The organism is Pelagibius sp. 7325 (genome assembly GCF_037652055.1).
Classification (GTDB): domain Bacteria; phylum Pseudomonadota; class Alphaproteobacteria; order Kiloniellales; family Kiloniellaceae; genus Pelagibius.
This window is the reverse complement of sequence record NZ_JBBKAH010000002.1, coordinates 1,484,674-1,507,302: the sequence shown is the minus strand read 5'-3', so window position 1 is coordinate 1,507,302 and position 22,629 is coordinate 1,484,674. Positions and strand designations below refer to the sequence as shown.

The following is a 22,629-nucleotide window of genomic DNA, read 5'->3' as shown; positions in this document are numbered from 1 at the left end:
GGGGTCTCACATCTTCCGGACGGGAACTACGCCTTCAAAGGATCGTGCCCTGCAAGGGCCATTCAGCGTCAGGCGCACTCGATACCGCGTGTCGAGCATATCTTGCGCGGGGCGGCCATCGCCGCCGCCGTCGCATGCCTGAACATTTAACAATGTTCTCTCTGCCGCAGCAACGCGTTAGATCGGGACGTCGCGATCTGACGCGTAGGACTTTAACTGTTCCCTGATACTGTGATCCGGCAAAGTTAATAATTGATTGATGCAGTCCCTGAGCGGCTCCACTTCCAGCCCGCGCACCATGGTTTTTACCGGATCGATCGCCTGCGGAGCCATCGACAGGCGCTGGATGCCGCAGCCGATCAGTGCCATCGCCTCCAGCGGGTGGCCCGCCATCTCGCCGCAGGCGGTGAGCGGCTTGCCGTGCTCGGCAGCCTGGCGGGCGATCTGGCGGATGAAGCCAAGCACCGCCGGCGACAGCGCGTCGTAGCGCCGCGCAAGGCGCGGGTTGCCGCGGTCGGCGGCGAAGAGGAACTGCACCAGGTCGTTGGTGCCGAGGGAAACGAAGTCGCAGCGCGGCAGCAACTGTGGCAACTGCAGGGCGAGCGCCGGCACCTCCAGCATGGCGCCGACGCGGATCTGCGCCGGCAGGCGGTCGCCAAAGGCCTTTTCACGCTCGATTTCGCGCTGCAGCAGGTCCTTGGCGGCCTCGAACTCGGCCACGTCGCTGACCATGGGGAACATGACCGACAGCGTGCGCCCGGCCGCCGCGTGCAAGAGGGCGCGCAGCTGGCGGCGCAGCAGCGCCGGGCGGTCGAGACCGATGCGGATGGCGCGCCAGCCCATCGCCGGGTTCTCCTCATCGCCGCCGCGCCAGTAAGGCAGCACCTTGTCGCCGCCGACGTCGAGGGTCCGGAACACCACCGGCTTGCCGTCGGCGGTATCCAGGATCTTGCTGTAGATCTCGGTCTGGGTCGGCACGTCCGGAAAGGAATCGCGGATCATGAAAGGCACCTCGGTGCGGCAGAGCCCGATGCCCTCGGCGCCGCCGTCGCGCAGGTGCGGCAGGTCGATCATCAACCCCGCATTGATCAGCAGGCTCACCGCCTCGCCGTCGCGGCTGACCGACGGCAGCCCGCGCACCGCGCGGTAGGCCTCGCGCTGGCGTTCCTTGTTGGCCATGCTCTCGGCAAAGCCCGCCAGCACTGCCGGGCTGGGGCGCAGCAGCACCTGCCCGGTCTCGCCGTCGACGATCACCCGGTCGCCCTCGCGCACCTCGGTGCCGATGCCGCCGCAGCGCCCGATCATCGGAATCTGCAAGGCCCGCGCCACGATGGCGACGTGGGAAGTCGGCGCACCGTGCTCCAGCACCACCGCGCGCAGGCGGCTCTGGTCGTAGTCGAGCAGCTCAGCCGGGCCGAGGTCCGCCGCGATCAGCACCATATCGTTCGGCAGATCCTCCTCACGCTTCTCCTCCAGGCCCAGGAGGTGGTGCAGCAGCCGGTTGCCGAGGTCGTCGAGATCGGCCAGTCGCGCGCGCAGGTAGGGGTCCTTGATCGCCGCCATGCGCGCGCGGGTCTCGTTCTGGATTTTCTGCACCGCTGCCTCGGCGGTCAGCCCACCGCGCACGGCGTCGTGCATGCGCCGCATCCAGCCGCGGTCGTCGGCGAACATACGGTAGGTTTCCAGCACTTCGCGATGCTCGCCATCGCGTGCCACATCGCTGCGCGCCAGCATGACGTCGAGCGCCTCGCGCATCTTACCCAGCGCGCCGTCCAGGCGCCGCAGCTCGGCCTCCGGATCCTCGGCGACCACCTGGGTGATGACGATGCCGCGCTGGTGGGGCACGGCAGTGCCGATGGCCAGGCCCTCGTTCAGCACCATGCCGCTGAGCCGCGCCGGCATGGTGCCGGCGGCCGCCGCGGATCCCGCGGCCGTGACATCCAGCAGACTGTCGCCGGTCAGCATCTCCGCCAGCACCATGGCGACGGTCTCCAGCGCCTCGACCTCTTCCTCGGTGTAGTTGCGCTGGGTGCGGTTCTGCACCACCAGGACGCCAAGTACCCGCCCGCCGCGCATGATCGGCACGCCCATCAGCGACTGGTAGACTTCCTCGCCGGTTTCCGGGAAGTAGGCGAAATTGGGATGGCTCTGCGCGTCCGCCAGGGCGACCGGGCGCGCCTGGGCGGCGATGAGGCCGACAAGACCCTGGGCGACCCGCATGCGCGTCTTGTGCACGGCGGCCGGCTTCAGGCCCTTGGTGGCGAAGAGTTCCAGCACGTCGCCGCTGCGCAGCAGGTAGATCGAGCAGACCTCGGCGACGATGTCCTGGGCGATGAGGTCGACCACCTTGTCGAGCCGCGTCTGGCTCGACCCCTTGCCCTTCATCAGGTCGCGCAGCAGCCGCAGCAGACGGCGCGATCCCGCCCAGCCCGGGTCGATGCCGGGCGGCGCGCTCACTCTCCCGCTCCCCGGCCGGCGGTGCGGCGGGTCAGCCCTGCCAGATCACGGGGGCTAGGCCGCATCCAGGCCGTAGGCGGTGTGCAGTCCGCGCAAGGCAAGCTCGGTGTACTCCTCGGCGATCAGCACGGAAACCTTGATCTCGGAGGTGGAAATCACCTGGATGTTGATGCCGCGCTCGGCCAGCGCTGTGAACATCTGCTGGGCGACGCCGGCGTGGCTGCGCATGCCGACGCCGATGACTGAGACCTTCACCACGTTGGCGTCCGAGCGCAGTTCTTCGAACTTCAGTTCCGCCTGGCGGCTGCGCAGCACCTGCACGGCGCGCTCCAGTTCGGCCTTGCCGACGGTGAAGGTGAGGTCGGTGCGCCCGGTCTCGGCGGAGACGTTCTGCACGATCATGTCCACGTTGATCGCCGCCTCGGCCAGCGGACCGAAGATCTTGGCCGCGACGCCCGGCTGGTCCGGCACGCGCAGCAGCGTGATCTTGGCTTCGTCGCGGCTGTAGGCGATGCCAGAGACAAGGGCTTGTTCCACGATCTCATCCTCGTCGACGACTAGGGTTCCGGGAGAATTCTCGAAGCTGGACAGCACCTGGACCCGCACATGGTGCTTCATGGCCATCTCGACCGAGCGGGTCTGCAGCACCTTGGCCCCCTGGGAGGCCATCTCCAGCATCTCCTCGTAGGTGATTCTATCCAGCTTGCGGGCCTTGGCAACGATACGCGGGTCGGTGGTGTAGACGCCATCCACGTCGGTGTAGATATCGCAGCGCTCGGCCTGCAGCGCGGCGGCCAGCGCCACCGCCGAGGTGTCGGAGCCGCCGCGGCCCAGGGTGGTGATGCGCCCGGCCGGGTCGATACCCTGGAAGCCGGCGACAACCGCGACCTGGCCCTCGCCGAAGCGACGCACCACATCGTCCACCGCGATGTTCTCGATGCGCGCAGAGCCGTGCGAGTCGTCGGTGACGATCGGGATCTGCCAGCCCATCCAGGAGCGCGCCGGCACCCCCATGGACTGCAAAACGATGGCCATCAGGCCGGAGGTCACCTGCTCGCCGGAGGAGACCACCACGTCGTATTCGCGCAGGTCCGCAAGCCTCGCCGCGTCGCTGACCAGCTTGACCATAGCATTGGTCACGCCGGCCATGGCGGAAACCACCACGGCGACCTCGTTGCCGGCCTCGACCTCGGCCTTGACCCGCGTGGCGGCGCGCCGGATCCGTTCCAGGTCGGCCACCGAAGTGCCGCCGAATTTCATCACGATGCGGGCCATCGTCTTGTTCAAGCCTTGCTGCGATTTCGTTGCTGCTGCTGCGGCCGGCCCGGCCGTCTCCAGCCCGCCCCCAGGCCACCGGCGCGCAAGTCCCCGCCCGGCCGCTTTCCCGGCTTGGAAGGTTGCCCGCAAAGCGGCGGCTATCCATACTCTTAGCGCTGCCCCAGCGCAAGTACGGGGGGCAGGCGGAGCGGCCGGAATCCGCGACAGCCGGCATCATTGGATATCGAGGTGACAGGGATGGCCGAGCGCCAGAAGCGACCCCCGGAGACTGCTGCAGGACGGCCAGCGGCGAGCATCGATGCGCCCAGCATCGATGAGGGGGAGATCGCCAAGTTCACCGCCATCGCCGAGGCCTGGTGGGACCCGGACGGCAAGTTCCGCCCGCTGCACCGGGTCAATCCGGTGCGCCTGAGCTTCATCCGCGACCGGCTCTGCGCCCACTTCGGGCGCGACCCGATGGCGGACAGGCCTCTGCAAGGGCTGAAGCTGCTGGATGTCGGCTGCGGCGGCGGTCTGCTGACGGAACCGCTGGCGCGCCTCGGCGCCGCGGTGACCGGCCTGGATGCCGCCGAAAAGAACGTGCGCATCGCCGCGCTGCACGCGGCGGAGTCCGGCGTGACGGTCGACTACCGTCACGGCAGCGTCGAAGAACTCGCTGCAGGCAATGAGTCGTTCGATGCGGTGCTGACCATGGAGGTGGTGGAGCACGTCGCCGATGTCGGCTCCTTCCTCGGCGCCGCGGCGGCGCTGGTACGCCCGGGTGGCGTCATGGTGCTGTCGACCCTGAACCGCACGCCCAAGGCGTTTCTCATGGCCATCGTCGGGGCGGAATACGTGCTGCGCTGGCTGCCGCGCGGCACCCACGACTGGCGCCGCTTCTTGAAGCCGTCGGAACTGGCGGCGGCATTGCGCCGCGCCGGCCTGAACGTCGAGGAGGTCTGCGGTATGGCTTACAACCCGCTGACCGACGGCTGGCGTCTCGCGCCGCGCGACCTGGACGTCAATTACATGATGCTGGCGCTGAAGCCCGAGGCTTCCGAGGCTTAGGAGTTCTCTCTGGGCAGCCAGGGCACGCGGGCGACCTCGATGCCCTCGTCCTCCAGCGCCTTGGCCTCGTCATCCGAGGTTTCCCCGTAAATGCCGCGCGGATCGGTTTCGCCGTAGTGGATCTTGCGCGCTTCCTCGGCAAAGGCGCCGCCGACATAGTCGCAGTTCTTCTCCACATGGGCGCGCAACTCGCGCAGCAGACCACGCAGCCGGCCGGCCTTCTCCGCATCGGCGAGCGCGACCTCGGGCACCGGCGCGGGGGCGTCAGGCTGCGCGGGCGCCGAGCCGCGACCTTTCTTGGCGACCACGTTGGGCGCCATCAACGCCTTCGCCACTTTCCTGCTGCCGCAGACCGGGCAAAGCACCTTGCCGCCCGCCACCTGCTCGGTGAAGCTGGCGCTGTCCGGAAACCAAGCCTCGAAAACGTGGTCCTTACGGCACTTGAGATCGAAGACGATCATGGCAAATCGCAGGTCCTCAACAAGAAAAATCCAGAAAGAGCACTTTGCGAAAACTGCTAGGCTTACTTCGTATAGATATGAAGGTTGGATGATCCTTCCAAGGAAACAAATAAGGTGAAACCGTCCTTCCGTCAAAGCACTGAAATATCCCACGCTTCCGCCGAGCCCTCGGCCTGGGTGGTGCGCTTCGTGCCGCTCGTCCCCACGGGCTCGCCGGTGCTGGACCTTGCCTGCGGCAGCGGGCGTCACAGCCGGCTGTTTCTGCAACGCGGCCACCCGGTGCTGGCAGTCGACCGCGACCTCTCGCGCCTGGGTGACCTGGCGGCCCATCCGCGCCTGGAGGCCCTGGCCTGCGACCTGGAAGACGGCAGCGTGCCGGCCTTCTTCAAGCGCCGTTTCGGCGCCATTGTGGTGACCAACTACCTGCACCGGCCGCTGTTCGGCCTCCTCGCGGCGGCGCTGGCGCCCGGCGGGATCCTCCTCTACGAGACCTTCGCCAAGGGCAACGAGCGCTTCGGCAAGCCCAGCAATCCCGCTTTCCTGCTGGACAAAGGCGAACTGCTGCGCGCCTTTCGGGACAAACTGAAGGTGATCGCCTACGAGGATATGGTTGTAGAGGCGCCGCGCCCCGCAGCGCTGCAACGGCTTTGCGCGCAATCCGAACCGGCGGATTAGCCGGCCGGCTTCAGCAAGGCATCAAGCTTGTGGCTGGATTCCAGGGCAAAAAGGTCGTCACAGCCGCCGATGTGGCGGTCGTCGATGAAGATCTGCGGCACCGAGGTGCGCCCGCCGCTGCGCTCCACCATCTCGGCCCGGCGCGAAGGATGCATCATCACGTCGATCTCCGTAAAGGAGACCCCCTTCTGTTCGAGCAGCTTCTTGGCCCGATAGCAGAACCCGCAGAGCATGCTGGAATAGACTTCGACTTTTGCCATGGCTGACCGGTCATCTCCTTCGCGGCCCGTCACGGAACCGCCATACCTCAAGCCGTCAATCTAAGGAGCCGGCGTCCGCTTTTCCAGGGGGGCGCGCCTTTCCGGGGGCGGGTCAGTCCCGCACGGCGCGGGCGAGCACCAGCACCTCGACCTCGACCGCACCGCCCTTGAGAGCCGCGCGGGCACAGGCGGATACCGTCGCCCCGGTGGTCATCACGTCGTCGACCAGCAGCAGGCGGCGCCCGCGCAGCAATTCGCCGCGGCGCGGATGCACGGCGAAGGCGCCGGCAACGTTGCGCTGGCGCTCGGCGCGGCTGAGGTGGCCCTGCGACGGCGTCGCCCGCCGGCGCACCAGCAGATCGGGCACCACCGGCAGGCCGCTCGCGCGGCCCAGCGCCTGGGCCAGGAGAGCCGCCTGGTTGAAGCGCCGGGCGAAGAGGCGGCGCCAGTGCAGCGGCACCGGCGCGATGAGATCCGCCTCGGCCAGCAGGTCGCGGCCGCTGCGCGCCAGCCAGGCCGCGAAGGGCGGCGCCGCCTCGGTGCGGTCGCCGTGCTTGAAGCCCAGCAGCAGCGGTCGGCTGCCGTCATCATAGCGCATCACCGCCCGCGCCCGGCGGAACGGCGGCGGCGCGGCAAGGCAGGCGCCGCATTCCAGGCCCTCGGCCGCGCCCCCGGCCGCTTCCTCTTCCGATCCGAAGGCAAACGGCAGGCCGCAGCAGCGACACAACGGCTCCGTGACGAAAGTGATGGCCGACCAGCAGGCCGGGCAGAGCGCGCCCTGTGCCGCCACCAGGGCGCCGCAGCCGAGGCAGCGCGGCGGCAGCACGAGATCGAGCGCCCAAGCGAAGGTGCGGGCGAGGGGACGGCCCGATGGACGGGCGAGCGGGCGGGCATCCGGCAGCATCGGGAAGCGATCGTCGCCGGAGCTTCCCCCGGGGTCAACTGCCGGGGTCAACCGCCGGCGTCAACGGCTGGCGTCGACGGCCGGGTACCAGCCTTTTCCCGAAGGCTGCGCCGCGCCATAGTGCGGGCGATGACCGAAAGCCGCGAAATCTTCGACCGCCGGGTGCTGCGCCGTCACCGGACGCGCGCCGCCGCCGGCATCGCCGGCCACGACTTCCTGATCCGCGAGGTCGCCGAACGCCTGCTCGATCGCCTGGAGGACATCCGCCGGCGCTTTCCGCTGGCGCTCGACCTCGGCTGCCACCACGGCGTGGTCGGCGAGCTGCTGGCCGGAAATCCCGCCGGCCTGGGCGGCATCGAAACCCTGGTGCAGGCCGATCTCTCGCCGGCCATGGCACGGCAGGCGGCCGCCAAGGGCCGCCCCACTCTGGTCGCGGATGAAGAAGCGCTACCCTTCGCCGAGGGCTCGCTCGACCTCGTGCTGTCGGTGCTGAGCCTGCACTGGGTCAACGACCTGCCCGGCACCCTGCTGCAGATCGCCCGCGCGCTGAAGCCCGACGGCCTGTTCCTCGCCGCGATGATCGGTGGCGACAGCCTGAAGGAGTTGCGCGAGGCGCTGATGCAGGCGGAGATCGAGGTGGAGGGCGGCGTCAGCCCGCGCGTCTCGCCCTTCGCAGACCTGCGCGACCTGGGCGGGCTGCTGCAGCGCGCCGGATTTGCCCTGCCGGTCGCCGACGTCGACACCCTGACCGTCACCTACTCTTCGGCGCTGGCGCTGATGCACGATCTCCGGGGCATGGGCGAGAGCGGCACCGACCGCAACCGCCGCCGCGGAATGAGCCGCCGCGAGACGCTGCTGCGCGCGGCGGCGGTCTACCAGGAGACCCGCGCGGACGCCGCCGGGCGCATTCCGGCGACATTCGAGATTCTCTATCTGACCGGCTGGGCGCCGCATGCCTCGCAGCCGCAGGCCTTGAGACCCGGCAGCGCCCAGGCACGCCTTGCCACGGCGCTGGACAGCACCGAGGTCTCAGCCGGCGAAAAGACCGGCAAGAAGAACTAGGGCAGCGGCTGGAATCAGCCCAGCCGCTGATCGGGAACGCCGCGATCCCGCGAGGCGCGCGCGTGACCCTCTTCCGTCGCGGCCCGGCGGAAGTAATTCAAAACGAACACCCTCACCCCGGCGGTGAGGCCGGATTGGGTGCGGTCGCGGTCGATCTGTGTGCAGATGTCGTGGAGACTGCGTCCTTCGCGGGCGCAGATCTCGTTCAATGCATCCCACATTTCCGGCTCAAGCCGGATACTCGTCCGCCTGTCCGCGAGCGTAATATTGCGGCTAATCAGCGTAGACACGGGACCCGAAGAAAATCGTTTCAAGAAATAACAATCGTTGAAAGTTCACTTTAACTCCCAGCAACCGACAGTAGCAAGCACTCTCCGCCCGTTCCCGGAAATGTCGCAGCACCTCGCTTCGGCCTCTTACCGTTTGCACGGTAACGGCCTGTTTTGCAGAGTAGGGAGAGGTTAAAGCAGATCGCGCAGCAGGGCGACCAAAGGAACGTCGGCCGGCGGCATGGGATAGTCGGCCAGGCGTGCCGGCCGCACCCAGGCCAGGCGCTGGCCCTCGCGGCCGCGCGGCTCGCCGTGCCAGGTGCGGCAGGCATAGAGCGGCATCAGCAGGTGGAAATCGTCATAGGCGTGAGAGGCGAAGGCGATCGGCGCGAGGCAGCTCTGCCGGGTGTCGATGCCCAGTTCCTCGTGCAGCTCGCGCACCAGGGCGGCCTCCGGGGTTTCGCCTTCGTGCACCTTGCCGCCGGGAAATTCCCAGAGACCGGCCATCGAGCGGCCCTGCGGGCGCTCGGCGATCAGAACGCGGCCGTCGATGTCGACCAGCGCGCCAGCGGCGACCAGCAGGATCGCCTTCGCCTGGGCGGACGCCCCCCGCGCATCGTCGCGCCAGCAGCCCGATTCGGCCGGTCCCGCGCTCTCCGCCAAGCGATTAGCTCCGATAGTCGGCGTTGATGGATATGTAGCCGTGGGTCAGGTCGCAGGTCCACACCGTGGCCTTGCCGCGCCCGATACCGATGTCGACCTCGATGTCGATCTCCTGGCCCTTCATGTGCGCGGCGACCGGCGTTTCGTCATAGTCCGGCACCACCTCGCCCGCGGCGGCGACCTGCACCCCGCCGATGGCGATGCCCAAACGGTCGCGGTCGGCCTTCTCGCCCGACTTGCCGACCGCCATGACGATGCGGCCCCAGTTGGCGTCCTCGCCGGCGATGGCGGTCTTCACCAGCGGCGAATTGGCGATGGCGAGGCCGATGCGCCGCGCAGCGTTGCGCGAGGCCGCGCCGCGCACCCGGACGGTGATGAACTTGCCGGCGCCCTCGCCGTCGCGCACCACCTGCTGGGCGAGGTCGGCCAGGAGATCGTCGAGCGCCGCGCGGAAAGCGGCGAGTCTCGGGTCGCGCGGTTCGCTGACACGCGGATGCTTGGCCTTGCCGGTGGCCCCCATCAACAGGGTGTCGCTGGTCGAGGTGTCGCCGTCGACGGTGATGCAGTTGAACGACTTGTCGACACCCTCGCGCAGCATCGCCTGCAGCAGCGGCGCCGGCAGGCGCGCGTCGGTGAACACGAAGGACAGCATGGTTGCCATGTCCGGCGCGATCATGCCGGAGCCCTTGGCGATGCCGGCGATGGTCACCGGCTTGCCGCCGATCTCGGTCTGGCGCACCGCCGCCTTGGGATAGGTGTCGGTCGTCATGATCGCCTCGGCCGCGTCCTTCAGAGCGTCGGGCTTCAGCTTTTTGGGCAGGCTGCCGATGGCCTTGACGAACTTTTCCGTCGGCAGCGGCTGTCCGATGACGCCGGTGGAAGCAGCCAGCACGTCCTGCCGGCGGCAACCGAGGCTGGCCGCCACCGCCTCGACGACGCGGCGCACCGAGGTCTCGCCGGTCTTGCCGGTGAAGGCGTTGGCATTGCCCGAGTTCACGATGATGGCGCGGGCACGGCCGTGCGGCAGCTGCTGACGGCACCAGTCGACCGGTGCCGAGGCAGTCTTGGAGCGGGTCAGCACGCCGGCGACGGTGCTGCCGGCGTCCATCACCATGAGGCAGACGTCCGTACGCCCCTTGTACTTGATGCCGACGGCGGCCGTCGCGATTGAGAGCCCGGCGATCGGCGGCAGGGCTGGAAAGCTGTTCGGTGCCAAAGGAGAGCGCGTCAGGGCCAAGGCAGAATTCCCCGCTGAGGTCGCGGCGGACCTCAGCAAGGTCCGCCGCGAGTGGGTCCAGTTACTTATTGTCAGTCATGCGTTGCCGGCGCCTCAGTTGTTGGCAGGCGCGGCCGGTTCGGCAGCGCCGTCCTGCGGTGCCTCGGCGGGTGCGTTCTCCGCGGGAGTGTCCCCCTCCGCTGGCTTGCCGAGCAGGATTTCGATCTCGGCACCCTCGCGCAGGTCGGCATAGACTTCCTCCACCGCCTCCTGGGAGATCTGGTCGCGCAGCTGGCCCTCGACCTCGGCCTTGGCCGGCGGCTCGGTCATCGTGCTGCCTTCCAGCTTGATCACGTGAAAGCCGAACTGGGTCTTCACCGGCTCCTTGGAGTAGGTACCGACCTCCATGGCGAAGGCGGCATCGGAGAAGGCCGGCACCATCTCGCCTTCCTTGAACGGCGGCAGCTCGCCGCCGTTGGCGCCGCTCGGGCCGGTCGACTTCTCCTTGGCCAACTCGGCGAAGTCGGCGCCGCCGTCCAGCGCGCCGATGACTTCCTTCGCCTCCTCCTCGGTCTCGACCAGGATGTGGCGGGCCTGCAGCTGACGCTGCGGCGGGTTCTCCTCCAGGAATTTCTGGTAGGCGGCCTCGACCTTGTCTTCGGTCACGCGCTCGTCGATGGCGCGGGTCAGGTAGGTCTGACCGATGATGAGATCGGCGATCTTGCCGACCCGGCGCTCCACGTCGGCATCGTCGGCCAGGCCGGCCTCGCGGCCCGCCTGGGTCGACAGCGCGTTGTTCACCAGCTGGTCGAGGATCTGCGGCATCAGCAGCTGTACCTGGCCCTGCAGTTGCGGCGGCAGCTGCTGGATGAAGGCGGCGAGGTCGGTTTCGGTGATCGCCTTGCCGTTCACCATGGCGACCGCCTCGCCTTCGTCTTGCGCCGCGGCGTCGGCCGCGTCGGTGCTCTCGGTGGACGACTCCGCCATGGCGTCAGCGGGTGTGTCCGCCGGTGCGCTGGCCATCTCGCCTTGCGGCATGTACGGCATGACCAGCGGCTGAGCCACGACGGCGATCACCGCGCCGATCACGGCGGCGCCGATCAGCGCGGCGACTAACGACAACTTGCTCATCGAAAAAATCTCCTTTGGGGGCGCGAAGCCCCGTCAATAACGGGTCCCGGCGGCGGGCCGATCCCTCGCCGGGCTGTTTCTTTGCCGGACTACTCCTTGGCGGGCGCTTCCCCGGCCTGTCCGGCTTCCGGGCCGACAGCGGCGCCGGCGTCTTCCGGAAACATCTCAAGGGCGGCTTGCTGGCGCAGCGCGATCAGCAGGCGGTCCACCGCCAGCTTGGTAGCTTCCTCGCGCAGCTTGTCCTGCATGTCGAGAAAGGAAGGAATGTCATCGGCGCGGCGGTCGACCAGCAGGATGACGTGCCAGCCGAACTCGGTCCGCACCGGCGCGTCGGTGTAATGGCCCGGTTCCAGGGCCAGCGCCGCCTCGGCGAAGGCCGGCGCCATGCGGCTGGGATGGAAGTAGCCGAGATCGCCGCCGCGGTCCGCCGAGGTGCCCTGGGAAAGCTCCGTCGCCAGCGAGATGAAGACCTCACCGGCGTCGAGGCGGGCGATCGCCGCCTCGGCGGCCTCCCGGCTGTCCAGCAGGATGTGACGGGCGCGGATCTCGCGGTCGCCGCGGCGCGCCGCCACCAAGGCGTCATAGCGCTGGCGCAGGGCGGCGGTGGTGACGTTTTCGGCCAGGTAGCGCTCCAGCAGGGTGCCCGACAGCACGCGGTCTTCGTAGGCGGCAATGCGCCGGCGCACCGCGGCGTCCTCGCCAAGACCCTCGGCGCGGGCGGCATCGGCCAGCAGGCGCAGGTCGACCAGGCGGTCGAGCAGAGCCGGGAACACCGACTCAATCTGTTCGCGGTAACGCTCCGGCAGGTCGTCGGCGGACGCCACCACCTCGGACCAGCGGATTTCATGCCCATTCACCCGCGCAACCACCGGGTTCTCTGCATTCATCTGCTCGAAGGCTTCCTTGAGGCGGGCGACCTCGGGACCGGCGGCGGCAGGGGCCGCCGGCGCATCGGGCAGAGGCAGCGCCTCGGACACGGTATTCTCCGGGACAGGGCTGGCGGCCGGGCTGTCCGGGGTTACGGTCTGCGCCATCCCCGCGGCCGGCAGCAGCGCCATCCCAAGCACCAAGAGCCCGGAAAACGCCCGGTTGATGCCGCCGATCCTGTTGTGTTCCTGTGCCGCCATGGCTACGCATCATGCACGGCACGGGCTATATCACAAGGGGTCAAACAGGGGAAAAATGGCGCAGAAACAAGGGCGCTAACCGGGGATTTCCGCCCGCCACGCGGCTCCCGAGGGCCCGGGCTGCATCGTTGACAGCCCGCAGCGGGGGCCCTATGTGTCACGTCACGTGAAGTGCGGCCTTCGGGCCGCCCCCTAGACATCTAAGGATCTCGCATGTTCGGCGTGCTCGCCAAGCGGCTGTTTGGGTCGGCGAATGACCGTTTCCTGAAAGGCCTGAACCCGACCGTCGCGGCGATCAACGCGTTGGAGCCGCAGTTCCAGGAGCTCAGCGACGAGGCGCTGCGCGGCCGCACCGCGGAACTGCGCGGCCGCCTGGCCCAGGGCGAGACCCTGGACGCCATCCTGCCCGAGGCCTTCGCCACGGTGCGCGAGGCCGCAAAGCGAACCCTCGGCCAGCGCCACTACGACGTCCAGCTGATCGGCGGCATAGTGCTGCACCAGGGCAAGATCGCCGAGATGAAGACCGGCGAAGGCAAGACCCTGGTCGCCACCCTGGCGGTCTACCTGAACGCCCTGGCCGGCAAGGGTGTCCACGTGGTCACCGTCAACGACTACCTGGCCAAGCGCGACGCCGCCTGGATGGGCCAGGTCTACCGCTTCCTCGGCCTGACGGTCGGCTGCATCGTGCACGGCCTCAGCGAGGACGAGCGGCGCGCCGCCTATGCCGCCGACGTCACCTATGGCACCAACAACGAATTCGGCTTCGACTATCTGCGCGACAACATGAAGTTCCGCCTGGAGGACATGGTCCAGCGGGAATTCAACTTCGCCATCGTCGACGAGGTCGATTCGATCCTCATCGACGAGGCGCGCACGCCGCTGATCATTTCAGGCCCAGCCGAAGATTCCTCTGCCTCCTACATCGCGGTCAACAAGCTGCTGCCGCAGCTGACCGACGAGGACTTCGAGAAGGACGAAAAGGCGCGCTCGGTCACCTTCACCGAGACCGGCGCCAATCACATGGAAGAGCTGCTGCGCGAGGCCGGCCTGATCGAGGAAGGCGGCCTCTTCGACATCCAGAACGTCTCGCTGCTGCATCACGCCAACCAGGGGCTGCGGGCGCACAAGCTGTTCAGCCGAGATACCGATTACATCGTCAAGGACGACAAGGTCGTCATCATCGACGAGTTCACCGGGCGCATGATGGAGGGCCGACGCTATTCCGAAGGCCTGCACCAGGCGCTGGAGGCCAAGGAAGGCGTCACCATCCAGCAGGAAAACCAGACGCTGGCCTCGATCACCTTCCAGAACTACTTCCGCCTCTACCCCAAGCTGGGCGGCATGACCGGCACGGCGATGACCGAGGCCGGCGAGTTCCTGGAAACCTACAACCTGGAAGTCATCGAGATCCCGACCAACGTCCAGGTGGTCCGCAAGGACTGGGACGACGAGGTTTACCGCACGGCGCGCGAGAAGTACGACGCGGTGCTGGAGCAGGTGCGTGAGTGCCAGCAGCGCGGCCAGCCGATCCTGGTCGGCACGGTCTCCATCGAAAAGTCCGAGATGCTGGCCGAGGCGCTGAAAAAGGCCGGCATCAAGCACCAGGTGCTGAATGCCCGCTTCCACGAGCAGGAAGCCTTCATCATCGCCCAGGCCGGCGTGCCCGGCGCCGTCACCATCGCCACCAACATGGCCGGTCGCGGCACCGACATCCAGCTGGGCGGCAACCTGGAAATGCGCACCGCCCACGAGGCCGCGCACATCGAGGACGAAACGGCGCGCGCCGAGAAGATCGAGCAGATCAAGGCGGAGATCGAAGCCGCCAGGCAGCAGGCGCTGGCCGCCGGCGGCCTGTTCGTGGTCGGCTCCGAGCGCCACGAAAGCCGGCGCATCGACAACCAGCTGCGCGGCCGCTCCGGCCGCCAGGGCGATCCCGGCGCCTCCAAGTTCTTCCTCTCCCTGGAAGACGACCTGATGCGCATCTTCGGCTCCGAGCGCATGGACTCCATGCTGCAGAAGCTGGGCCTGCAGGAAGGCGAGGCGATCGTCCACCCCTGGGTCAACAAGGCCTTGGAAAAGGCGCAGCAGAAGGTCGAGGCGCGCCACTTCGAGGGCCGCAAGTACCTGCTGAAGTACGACGACGTGATGAACGACCAGCGCAAGGTGGTCTTCGAGCAGCGCAAGGACCTCATGCGCGCCGCCGACGTGCAGGAAACCGTCACCGAGATGCGCGACGACGTGATCGACGCGCTGGTCTCGCGCTTCATTCCGCACAATGCCTATGCCGAGCAGTGGCAGACGGACTCGCTGCACGAGGAGGCGCTGCGGCTCTTCGGCCTCGACCTGCCGATCCAGGACTGGGCGAAGGAAGAGGGCATCGCCGACCAGGAGATCAAGGAGCGCATCGGCACCGCGGTGAAGCAGCGCATGGCGGCCAAGACCGCCAACTTCGGTCCCGAAGTCATGCGCGGCCTGGAAAAGCAGATCCTGCTGCTGGTGCTGGATCGCCAGTGGAAGGACCACCTGCTGTCGCTCGACCACCTGCGCCAGGGCGTGCAGCTGCGCGCCTACGGCCAGCGCGACCCGCTGATCGAGTACAAGCGCGAGGCCTTCGACCTGTTCGAGAGCATGCTGGCCGAGGTGCGCGAGGAGACCGTGAGCCTCTTGAGCCGCGTCGAACTGCGCCCGCAGGAGCCTGTCCAGGTGCCGCGTCCGCGCCAGGAAATGCACGAAGGCCGCGAGGACGTGGCGCTTTCCGGCTCGGGGGCCGCCGGCACCGCGGCCGAGACCCCGCGCCCCTCCGGCACCGCGGCGCAGCAGCCGGTGACGAGCCGCGCCGCCGGCGCCGGCGTCGCGGAGATCGACCCGAAAGACCCCTCTACCTGGGGCAAGGTCTCGCGCAATGCCGCCTGTCCCTGCGGCTCCGGCAAGAAATACAAGCACTGCCACGGCAAGCTGAGCTGACGGCGAGAGCCTCCACGGCACCATGGATCCTCGGGTCGAGCCCGAGGATGACATCTGAGAAGCTGCTTCACTCCCCCGCCCGCTGCAGGTTCAGATAGCCGTCGCGGGTCTGCGGCAGCTTGCGCTCCAGAATTCTTGAAGCGATTACCGTGCGCAGGATCTGCGCGGTGCCACCGCCGATGGTGAACATGCGCGCGTCGCGCACCATGCGCTCCAGGGGGTTGTTGCGCGAGTAGCCCGCGGCGCCGAAGACCTGCAGCGCGTCGTTGCTGACCTTGATCGCCATCTCCGAGGCGAAGACCTTTGCTTGAGCCGCTTCCAGCACGTCGGGAAAGCCCTCGCCGCAGTCGGCCGCATTGTGGATGAGGGCGCGCGCGGCGGCGAGCTGCGTCGCCATGTCGGCCAGCATCCACTGCAGGCCCTGGAACTCGGCGATCGGGCGCCCGAACTGCTCGCGCTTTCCGCTATAGGCCAGCGCGTGTTCGTAAGCCCCCTGGGCGATCCCCAAGGCCACCGTCGCGGCGCCGACGCGCTGGGCGTTGTAGGCGGACATGAGGGCGCCGAAGCCGCGCCGCAGGCCCTGCGGCGGCAGCAGCAGCATGTCGTCGGGGATTTCGAGATCTTCGAACAGGATCTCGGTTTCCGGTATGCCGCGCAGGCCCATGGTCGGTTCGCGCCGGCCGATCCTGAGGCCCTTGGGCGTACCGGTCTCCGGGTGGCGCACGGCGATGAAGCCGCCGATGCCCTGCTCCACGCCGTTCTCGAACACCCGCGCGAAGATCAGATGCAGCTGCGAGACGCCGCCCCCGGTGATCCAGTGCTTGCCGCCATTGAGGACGTAGCGGTCGCCGCGCTTGTCGGCCCGCGTGGTCATCTCAGTGGCGGCGCTGCCGGCGCCCGGCTCGGTGATGCAGATCGCCGGCTTGTCGCCTGAGAGCACCTGCTGCGCCGCGAGTTTTTTCTGGGCCTCGCTTCCGTAGGCCATGATGGCGCTGACCGCGCCCATGTTGGCTTCCACCGCGATGCGCCCGGTGACGCCGCAGACCCTCGCCATCTCCTCGATGACCAGACAGACCTCAAGGAAGCCGAGACCCGGGCCGCCGTAGGCCACTGGGATTGTCATGCCGAAGAACCCGGCCTCGCGCAGTGCACGGCAGTTGTCCCAGGGATAGGCCTCATCGCGGTCGACCTGCGCGGCCCTGGGGGCGATCACCGCCGCGGCCAGTTCCCGCGCCTTCTGGCGGATGCCTTCCTGTTCCTGCGTCAGCCGTGTCATGGCGCCCGTCCTCCCGATTGTTTTACCGGAAGTATCCGGGTCGGGGCCCGGGCGGGTCAAGGCGTGTGGCCGGCCTCACTCAGACGGTAGCGGCTCCCGCCAGTGGTGGCAGGCGACCTTGTGGGCGTCGCCGCTGCCGTCCTCTTCCAGGACGGGCACCTCGCGGGCGCAGAGTTCGGTCGCCTTGGGACAGCGGGTGCGGAAGACGCAGCCCGAGGGCGGCGCCAGCGGCGACGGCAGATCGCCCTGCAGCACCAGGCGCTGCTTCGCCCGCTCCTTGTCCGGATCGGGGATCGGCACGGCGGAGATGAGGGCCTGGGTATAGGGATGGCGCGGGCGCCGGTAGATGGCGTCGCGGTCGGCGATCTCCATCACCTTGCCGAGGTAGAGCACCATGATGCGGTGGCTGATGTGGCGCACGACGGAAAGGTCGTGGCTGATGAACAGCAGCGAGAGGCCGAACTCCTGCTGCAGCCGCATCAGCAGGTTTACGATCTGCGCCTGGATCGAGACGTCGAGGGCCGAAACCGGCTCGTCGCAGACGATCAATTTGGGGTCCAGCACCATGGCGCGGGCGATGCCGATGCGCTGGCACTGGCCGCCGGAGAACTCGTGCGGATAGCGGTTGATCATCTGCGGCAACAGGCCGACGCGCTGCATCATCTCCTTCACCTTGGCCTTCATGGCGTTGCGCCCGATGCCCGGGTGGAAGGTGTGCAGCGGCTCGGCGATGATCTCGCCCACCGTCATGCGCGGGTTGAGGCTGGCCAGCGGGTCCTGGAAGATGATCTGCATGTCCTCGCGCCTGGCCCGCATCGCCCGGGGCTCCAGCGCGGCAAGATCCTGACCCAGCCACACGGCGCGGCCCGCCGTCGGCTCAATGAGGCGCAGGATGGCGCGGCCCAGGGTCGACTTGCCGCAGCCCGACTCGCCAACGATCCCCAGGGTCTCGCCGGCCTTCAGTTCGAAACTCACCCCATCGACGGCCTTCAGGGGGGCGTAGCGGCCAACCAGGATACCGCCGACGCGCATTTCGAAGTGGACTTTGAGGTCCTCGACCGAAAGAAGAGTCTCGCTCATGCCGGCACCTCCACCTTGGCCTCGGCGGTCTCGAGGTTTTCCAGGTGGCAGGCCTTGGCTCTCCCCTTTTCCGGGGCTTCACCCAGGCTGCGCAAGGCCGGCTCCTCGCGGCGGCAACGCTCGAAGGCATAGGGGCAGCGCTCCTGATAGGCGCAGCCCTGCGGCAGCCTCTGCAGGTTGGGCGGCTGGCCGGGGATCGCCTGCAGCGCCGAGGCGCCGTGCTCGTCGATGCGCGGCATCGACTGCAGGAGGCCCAGGCTGTAGGGGTGCTGCGGCCGGTAGAAGATATCGCGCACGCTGCCGGTTTCCACCACGCGCCCGGCGTACATCACCATGACCCGGTCGCAGAGGCCGGCGACAACGCCGAGGTCGTGGGTGATCATGATGATCGCCGTGTCGAAGTCGCGCTTGAGGTCGGCCATGAGGTCGAGGATCTGTGCCTGGATGGTGACGTCCAGCGCGGTGGTCGGCTCGTCGGCGATCAGCAGGTCAGGCTCGCAGAGCAGCGCCATGGCGATCATCACCCGCTGGCGCATGCCGCCGGAGAACTCGTGCGGATAGAGGTCGAAACGGTCCTTAGCCGAGGGAATGCCGACGCGATCGAGCATCTCGATGCCGCGGCGCCGCGCCTCGGCCTCGCCGGCGCCCTTGTGCTCCATCAGCACCTCGGTCATCTGCCGGGAGATGCGCAGATAGGGGTTCAGCGAAGTCATCGGGTCCTGGAAGATCATCGACAGGGTGACGCCGCGAAACTTGTTCAACGCGCGCGCCGGCAGGCCGAGGATCTCCTGGTCGCGGTAGCGTACTGAGCCCGTCGCCTTCCCGTTCTTGGCCAGGAGACCCATGATCGACAGAAAGATCTGTGTCTTGCCGGAGCCGGACTCGCCGACCACACCGAGTGTTTCCCCGGGTACGATGTGGAAGGACACGTCGTTCACCGCATGGACCTCGCCGTCCTGCGTGGCAAAGCGCGTGTCGAGGTGCTTCACGTCGAGAATGGCCGCCATCGCCAGGCCCCCTAGCGGTCTTTCGGATCGAGGGCGTCGCGCAGCCCGTCGCCGATGAAGTTGAAGGCAAAGAGCGTCGCCGCCAGGAACGTCGCCGGGAAGACCAGCATCCACGGCGCAAACTCCATCACCTTGGCGCCCTCGGAGATCAGCACGCCCCAGGAGGTCAGCGGCTCCTGCACGCCCAGACCCAGGAAGGAGAGGAACGATTCGGTCAGGATCACCTGGGGAATGGTCAGCGTCATGTAGACGATGACCGGCCCCAGGACGTTGGGGATGACGTGGCGGAAGATGATTTTGGTGTTGGATACGCCGCCGGCCTGTGCCGCCTCGATGAACTCCTTGCGCTTCACCGCGATGGTCTGCCCCCGCACGATGCGGGCCATGGTGAGCCATTCGACGGCCCCCAGCGCCACGAAGATGAGAAAGATGTTCCGCCCGAAGACCACCATCAGCATGATGACGAAGAACATGAAGGGCAGCGAATAAAGCACGTCGACAATGCGCATCATCAGGTTGTCGATGCGCCCGCCCATGAAGCCGGCGACGGCGCCGTAGGTGACGCCGATGACCAGCGACACCGTCGTCGCCAGCAGGCCCACCGCCAGCGAGACCCTGGCGCCGTAGAGCACGCGGATGAACATGTCGCGCCCGTTGCCGTCGGTGCCGAACCAGTGGGCGTTGGCGAAGTCCGGCGGCGCCTGGATGCGGTCCCAGTAGATCTCGTCGTAGGGATGTGGGCTGAGGAGCGGCGCAAAGAGCGCCAGGAATGCGATGATCCCCAGCACCGCCATGGAGACTACCGCCGCCTTGTTGCGCAGCAGGCGCGCGAGGGCGTCCTGCCACAGGCTGCGTCCCTGGAACTCCTCGACCGGCACGAGGCCGTCCGTGCTCGCCGTGGTATGGATCATCAGCTGTACCTCACCTTGGGATCGAGCACAGTATAGAGCAGGTCGACCACGAGATTGAGCAGCATGATCAGCACCGCGTAGACGATGACGACGCCCATAACCAGAGGATAGTCGCGGTTGAGGGCCGCGTTCACGAAGTAGGTGCCGATGCCGGGCACGCCGAAGATGGTCTCGATGACCACCGAGCCGGTCATCACCGCAGCCGTCGCCGGGCCGAGGTAGGACACCACCGGCATCATGGCGCCCTTGAGGGCGTGGCGCACGACGACGAGGCGTTCGCGCAGGCCCTTGGCGCGCGCGGTGCGCACGAAGTTGGAATTCAGGACCTCCACCATGGAGCCACGAGTCAGCCGCGACACATAGGCGATCTGCGGCAGCGCCAGGGCGATGACCGGGAGAACCTTGTAGCGCAGTTCGCCGGTACCCCAGCCGGAGGTCGGCAGCAGGTCGAGATAGACGCCGAGCACCAGGGAGAGCAGCGGCGCCATGACGAAGTTGGGCACCGCGATTCCGATCATCGAGATCGACATGACGGAAAAGTCGGTACCGCTGTTCTGGCGCAGCGCCGCCAGGGTGCCGGATGAAACCCCAATGATGAGCGCCAGCAGGATCGCGGAGAATCCGAGTTCCATGGACGCCGGCGCGCCGGAAGCGATCAACTCGCCGACCGAGAAGTCGCGGATCTTCAGCGAAGGCCCGAAGTCGCCCTTCAGGATGCGGCCAAGGTAGAGGAAGTACTGCTCGACCAGCGGCTTGTCGAGATCATAGGCCGCCTGGATATTTTTTTCGATTTCCGGCGGCAGGGCGCGGTCCGAGTCGAAAGGACCGCCGGGCGCCAGCCGCATCATGAAGAAGGCGACGGTGATGATGACGAACAGGGTCGGTACGGCGGTAATCAGGCGCCGGAGGGCATAGGACAGCATGGCCGCGAAGCTCCCTTCACGAAATGCGGTGCCGGCCCGGCAGGCCCCCGGATGGGGAGCCCGCCGGTCCGTTCGTGGGAAGCGACGCTTACTGCTTCAGATCTAAGAAGCGGGTCGGGTGACGGTCCGGGGCGTTGTCGACCCAGCCGACCACCTTAGGCGAAATCAGCTGCTTGGAGACGTAATAGAAGATCGGCGCCACCGGCTGGCCGTCCATGGCCACTTCCTCGGCCTGGCGCAGGATCTTCGCCCGCTGCTTCAGGTCGGAGACCGCCTCGGCCTCGGCCATCAGGCCGTCGAACTTCTCGTTGTTGAACTTCGAGTAGTTGATCGGCCCGCTCTTGCTCTCCATCAGGAAGAGGAAGTTCTGCGGATCGTTGTAGTCGGCGATCCAGCCGGCGCGGGCGACCTCGAAGCTGCCCTGCTTCAGATCGGCGTAGTGGATCTTGCCGTCGGTATTGAACAGCTCGGCCTCGACGCCGAGCTGCTTCCACATCGACTGCACCGCCACGGCGATGCGCTTGTGATCCTCGGCGTTGTTGTAGCGCAGGGTGATCTTCAGCGGCTTGTCGGGACCGTAGCCGGCTTCGGCCAGCAGAGCCTTGGCCTCCGTAACCGCCTCGCCGTACGGCACGCCCTGGAAGTCGGCATAGGCCGGCTCGCCGTAGTTGCCGGTGCCCGGCGGCACGAAGCTGTAGGCCGGCAGCATGCCGGTGCGCAGCACCTTGTCGGTAATCACTTCACGATTGATCGCCATGGAAAGGGCCTTGCGGACACGGGCGTCGGTGAAGGGTTCCTTGTCCGAGCGGAAGACGTAGTAGTAGATGCCGGCATAGGGCGCGATGCGCAGGCTGTCGGCCATGTTCTCGCGCAGCCAGTCGATCTGCTCCGAGGCGATGTCGCGGGCGACGTCCAATTCGCCGGCGCGGAAGCGCTGCTGCATCGCCGTGCGGTCTTCCATCGCGTAGTAGATCACCTTGTCGATGGCGACGTTCTCAGCGTCGTAGAACTTGTCGTTCTTGACCAGGGTGGCTTCGACCTTGGGCGTCCAGCTCACCAGCTTGTAGGGGCCGTTGACGACGATGTTCTCCGGCTTGGTCCAGTCGCTGCCGAGCTTCTCGACCACGTGCTTGGGCACCGGAAAGGCGGTCTGGTGGGTCAGCTGGGCGAGGAAGTAGGGTGCCGGCGCGGTCAGCTCGACCTTCAAAGTCTTGTCGTCGACCGCCTCGGCGGCCAGGGCCTCGGGCCCGGCCTTGCCGCTGTTCACGTCCTCGGCGCCCTTGATGATGTAAAGCAGGGAGGCGTATTCGGCACCGGTCTCGGGCGCCAGCAGGCGGCGCCAGGCGTAGACGAAGTCTTCGGCGGTGACCGGCGTGCCGTCGGACCAAACGTGGTCGCGCAGCTTGAAGGTGTAGGTCGTGCCGTCATCGCTGATGGTCCAGCTTTCCGCCGCACCGGCGATCGGCTCGCCATCCTGGCCGTAAGTCAGCAGGCCCATGATCATGTCGTCGCTGAGGCGGCTGGTCTGCACCGTCGAGATGTAATGCGGATCCATGGACTGCGGCTCGCCATCGTTGCCGACCCGCAGCACTTTCTCGGCCTGGGCGGCGCCGCTAAACGCCAGCGCAAGGCCTACGCCGAGAACGGCGCGCTTAAAGGATTTCAGAATCATTTTGCCACTCTCCCTGCTGTTGTCGAAGTCACCCTGCCGGCCGGAATCGGTGCGGCAGGCCGGCGTCGTTGCGCCGGGCGTTGACGGCATATTAGCGCCGCAAGGGGTATCCGGCACAAGCCCCATGCCACTTCATGACACAGCGATGGGTTGCGTTGTTCAGGGAGAAAGTGGAAGAAAATGACTGCCCGGCGACAGCAATACTCAACCAGCCGGGGAATCCGCCCTGGGGTGAGGCGCGGCTGG

The 22,629-nt window shown here is 67.5% G+C and carries 20 protein-coding genes; 4 read left to right on the top strand and 16 right to left on the bottom strand.

Translation table 11 applies throughout. From position 1 onward, the window contains the following. Positions 1–177: 177 nt before the first annotated feature. Both ptsP and WDC82_RS08990 read right to left on the bottom strand, forming a co-directional pair. Positions 178–2,457 carry a phosphoenolpyruvate--protein phosphotransferase gene (gene ptsP / locus WDC82_RS08995; RefSeq protein ID WP_340116923.1) on the bottom strand — a complete coding sequence of 760 codons (2,280 nt, stop codon included), beginning with the start codon at positions 2,455–2,457 and terminating at the stop codon, positions 178–180. 54 nt (positions 2,458–2,511) lie between these two features. Next, positions 2,512–3,732, bottom strand: a complete 1,221-nt coding sequence (locus WDC82_RS08990; RefSeq protein WP_340116976.1) for an aspartate kinase — start codon at positions 3,730–3,732, stop codon at positions 2,512–2,514. A gap of 240 nt (positions 3,733–3,972) precedes the next feature. Between WDC82_RS08990 and ubiG the strand changes: the two genes are divergently transcribed. Next, complete coding sequence (gene ubiG / locus WDC82_RS08985) at positions 3,973–4,782, top strand: bifunctional 2-polyprenyl-6-hydroxyphenol methylase/3-demethylubiquinol 3-O-methyltransferase UbiG (protein WP_340116975.1); 810 nt, start codon at positions 3,973–3,975, stop codon at positions 4,780–4,782. Here the strand turns inward: ubiG and WDC82_RS08980 are convergent. Continuing rightward, a complete protein-coding gene (locus WDC82_RS08980; RefSeq protein WP_340116922.1) occupies positions 4,779–5,243 on the bottom strand; it encodes a DUF1178 family protein in 465 nt (154 codons plus the stop codon). The two genes, ubiG and WDC82_RS08980, sit on opposite strands and share 4 nt — an antisense overlap. 114 nt (positions 5,244–5,357) lie before the next feature. Between WDC82_RS08980 and WDC82_RS08975 the strand changes: the two genes are divergently transcribed. Next, positions 5,358–5,918, top strand: a complete 561-nt coding sequence (locus WDC82_RS08975; protein ID WP_340116921.1) for a class I SAM-dependent methyltransferase — start codon at positions 5,358–5,360, stop codon at positions 5,916–5,918. On the opposite strand, the gene grxC is transcribed toward WDC82_RS08975, so the two are convergent. Next, the gene (grxC, locus tag WDC82_RS08970) at positions 5,915–6,178 is read right to left on the bottom strand and encodes a glutaredoxin 3 (RefSeq protein WP_340116920.1); all 264 of its coding nucleotides are present in this window, start codon (positions 6,176–6,178) and stop codon (positions 5,915–5,917) included. The genes WDC82_RS08975 and grxC overlap by 4 nt on opposite strands. Positions 6,179–6,290: 112 nt before the next feature. After that, positions 6,291–7,133, bottom strand: coding sequence for a ComF family protein (locus WDC82_RS08965; RefSeq protein WP_340116919.1), 843 nt, complete (start codon positions 7,131–7,133; stop codon positions 6,291–6,293). Between the two features lie 78 nt (positions 7,134–7,211). On the opposite strand from WDC82_RS08965, the gene WDC82_RS08960 reads away from it, so the two are divergent. Beyond that, on the top strand, positions 7,212–8,144 hold the full coding sequence (locus tag WDC82_RS08960; protein WP_340116918.1) for a methyltransferase domain-containing protein: 933 nt from the start codon (positions 7,212–7,214) through the stop codon (positions 8,142–8,144). Between the two features lie 14 nt (positions 8,145–8,158). Here WDC82_RS08960 and WDC82_RS08955 read toward each other — a convergent pair whose 3' ends face one another. The 5 genes from WDC82_RS08955 to WDC82_RS08935 all read right to left on the bottom strand — a co-directional run bounded on the left by WDC82_RS08955 (position 8,159) and on the right by WDC82_RS08935 (position 12,550). After that, complete coding sequence (locus tag WDC82_RS08955; RefSeq protein ID WP_340116917.1) at positions 8,159–8,458, bottom strand: ribbon-helix-helix domain-containing protein; 300 nt, start codon at positions 8,456–8,458, stop codon at positions 8,159–8,161. A gap of 147 nt (positions 8,459–8,605) precedes the next feature. Further along, entirely contained in the window at positions 8,606–8,998 is a 393-nt protein-coding gene (locus WDC82_RS08950; protein ID WP_340116974.1) for a (deoxy)nucleoside triphosphate pyrophosphohydrolase, read from the bottom strand. A gap of 82 nt (positions 8,999–9,080) precedes the next feature. After that, positions 9,081–10,313, bottom strand: coding sequence for a bifunctional glutamate N-acetyltransferase/amino-acid acetyltransferase ArgJ (gene argJ / locus WDC82_RS08945; RefSeq protein ID WP_340116916.1), 1,233 nt, complete (start codon positions 10,311–10,313; stop codon positions 9,081–9,083). Between the two features lie 93 nt (positions 10,314–10,406). Further along, complete coding sequence (locus WDC82_RS08940) at positions 10,407–11,423, bottom strand: peptidylprolyl isomerase (protein WP_340116915.1); 1,017 nt, start codon at positions 11,421–11,423, stop codon at positions 10,407–10,409. Between the two features lie 89 nt (positions 11,424–11,512). After that, positions 11,513–12,550 carry a peptidylprolyl isomerase gene (locus WDC82_RS08935; protein WP_340116914.1) on the bottom strand — a complete coding sequence of 346 codons (1,038 nt, stop codon included), beginning with the start codon at positions 12,548–12,550 and terminating at the stop codon, positions 11,513–11,515. 213 nt (positions 12,551–12,763) lie between these two features. On the opposite strand from WDC82_RS08935, the gene secA reads away from it, so the two are divergent. Further along, a complete protein-coding gene (secA, locus tag WDC82_RS08930) occupies positions 12,764–15,514 on the top strand; it encodes a preprotein translocase subunit SecA (protein WP_340116913.1) in 2,751 nt (916 codons plus the stop codon). Positions 15,515–15,581: 67 nt separating this feature from the next. On the opposite strand, the gene acdA is transcribed toward secA, so the two are convergent. From acdA to WDC82_RS08900, 6 genes are all read right to left on the bottom strand, one after another. Next, complete coding sequence (gene acdA, locus WDC82_RS08925) at positions 15,582–16,790, bottom strand: 3-sulfinopropanoyl-CoA desulfinase (protein WP_340116912.1); 1,209 nt, start codon at positions 16,788–16,790, stop codon at positions 15,582–15,584. A 75-nt stretch (positions 16,791–16,865) separates the two neighbouring features. Further along, the gene (locus WDC82_RS08920; protein ID WP_340116911.1) at positions 16,866–17,870 is read right to left on the bottom strand and encodes a dipeptide ABC transporter ATP-binding protein; all 1,005 of its coding nucleotides are present in this window, start codon (positions 17,868–17,870) and stop codon (positions 16,866–16,868) included. Then, positions 17,867–18,877 carry an oligopeptide/dipeptide ABC transporter ATP-binding protein gene (locus tag WDC82_RS08915; protein WP_340116910.1) on the bottom strand — a complete coding sequence of 337 codons (1,011 nt, stop codon included), beginning with the start codon at positions 18,875–18,877 and terminating at the stop codon, positions 17,867–17,869. The genes WDC82_RS08920 and WDC82_RS08915 overlap by 4 nt, the downstream gene beginning before the upstream one ends. Positions 18,878–18,888: 11 nt before the next feature. Further along, the gene (locus tag WDC82_RS08910) at positions 18,889–19,788 is read right to left on the bottom strand and encodes an ABC transporter permease subunit (protein WP_340116909.1); all 900 of its coding nucleotides are present in this window, start codon (positions 19,786–19,788) and stop codon (positions 18,889–18,891) included. After that, on the bottom strand, positions 19,788–20,711 hold the full coding sequence (gene oppB / locus WDC82_RS08905) for an oligopeptide ABC transporter permease OppB (protein WP_340116908.1): 924 nt from the start codon (positions 20,709–20,711) through the stop codon (positions 19,788–19,790). The genes WDC82_RS08910 and oppB overlap by 1 nt, the downstream gene beginning before the upstream one ends. Positions 20,712–20,799: 88 nt before the next feature. Then, on the bottom strand, positions 20,800–22,383 hold the full coding sequence (locus tag WDC82_RS08900) for a peptide ABC transporter substrate-binding protein (RefSeq protein ID WP_340116907.1): 1,584 nt from the start codon (positions 22,381–22,383) through the stop codon (positions 20,800–20,802). Positions 22,384–22,629: the final 246 nt, after the last annotated feature.

What these genes read in the sequence shown, in the direction of transcription:
- oppB (WP_340116908.1), bottom strand. Translation starts at nt 20,711, where the DNA reads ATGCTGTCCTATGCCCTCCGGCGCCTGATTACCGCCGTACCGACCCTG.
- grxC (WP_340116920.1), bottom strand. Translation starts at nt 6,178, where the DNA reads ATGGCAAAAGTCGAAGTCTATTCCAGCATGCTCTGCGGGTTCTGCTAT.
- WDC82_RS08910 (WP_340116909.1), bottom strand. Translation starts at nt 19,788, where the DNA reads ATGATCCATACCACGGCGAGCACGGACGGCCTCGTGCCGGTCGAGGAG.
- acdA (WP_340116912.1), bottom strand. Translation starts at nt 16,790, where the DNA reads ATGACACGGCTGACGCAGGAACAGGAAGGCATCCGCCAGAAGGCGCGG.
- WDC82_RS08935 (WP_340116914.1), bottom strand. Translation starts at nt 12,550, where the DNA reads ATGGCGGCACAGGAACACAACAGGATCGGCGGCATCAACCGGGCGTTT.
- WDC82_RS08980 (WP_340116922.1), bottom strand. Translation starts at nt 5,243, where the DNA reads ATGATCGTCTTCGATCTCAAGTGCCGTAAGGACCACGTTTTCGAGGCT.
- WDC82_RS08900 (WP_340116907.1), bottom strand. Translation starts at nt 22,383, where the DNA reads ATGATTCTGAAATCCTTTAAGCGCGCCGTTCTCGGCGTAGGCCTTGCG.
- WDC82_RS08960 (WP_340116918.1), top strand. Translation starts at nt 7,212, where the DNA reads ATGACCGAAAGCCGCGAAATCTTCGACCGCCGGGTGCTGCGCCGTCAC.
- WDC82_RS08990 (WP_340116976.1), bottom strand. Translation starts at nt 3,732, where the DNA reads ATGGCCCGCATCGTGATGAAATTCGGCGGCACTTCGGTGGCCGACCTG.
- WDC82_RS08915 (WP_340116910.1), bottom strand. Translation starts at nt 18,877, where the DNA reads ATGGCGGCCATTCTCGACGTGAAGCACCTCGACACGCGCTTTGCCACG.
- ubiG (WP_340116975.1), top strand. Translation starts at nt 3,973, where the DNA reads ATGGCCGAGCGCCAGAAGCGACCCCCGGAGACTGCTGCAGGACGGCCA.
- secA (WP_340116913.1), top strand. Translation starts at nt 12,764, where the DNA reads ATGTTCGGCGTGCTCGCCAAGCGGCTGTTTGGGTCGGCGAATGACCGT.
- WDC82_RS08940 (WP_340116915.1), bottom strand. Translation starts at nt 11,423, where the DNA reads ATGAGCAAGTTGTCGTTAGTCGCCGCGCTGATCGGCGCCGCCGTGATC.
- WDC82_RS08920 (WP_340116911.1), bottom strand. Translation starts at nt 17,870, where the DNA reads ATGAGCGAGACTCTTCTTTCGGTCGAGGACCTCAAAGTCCACTTCGAA.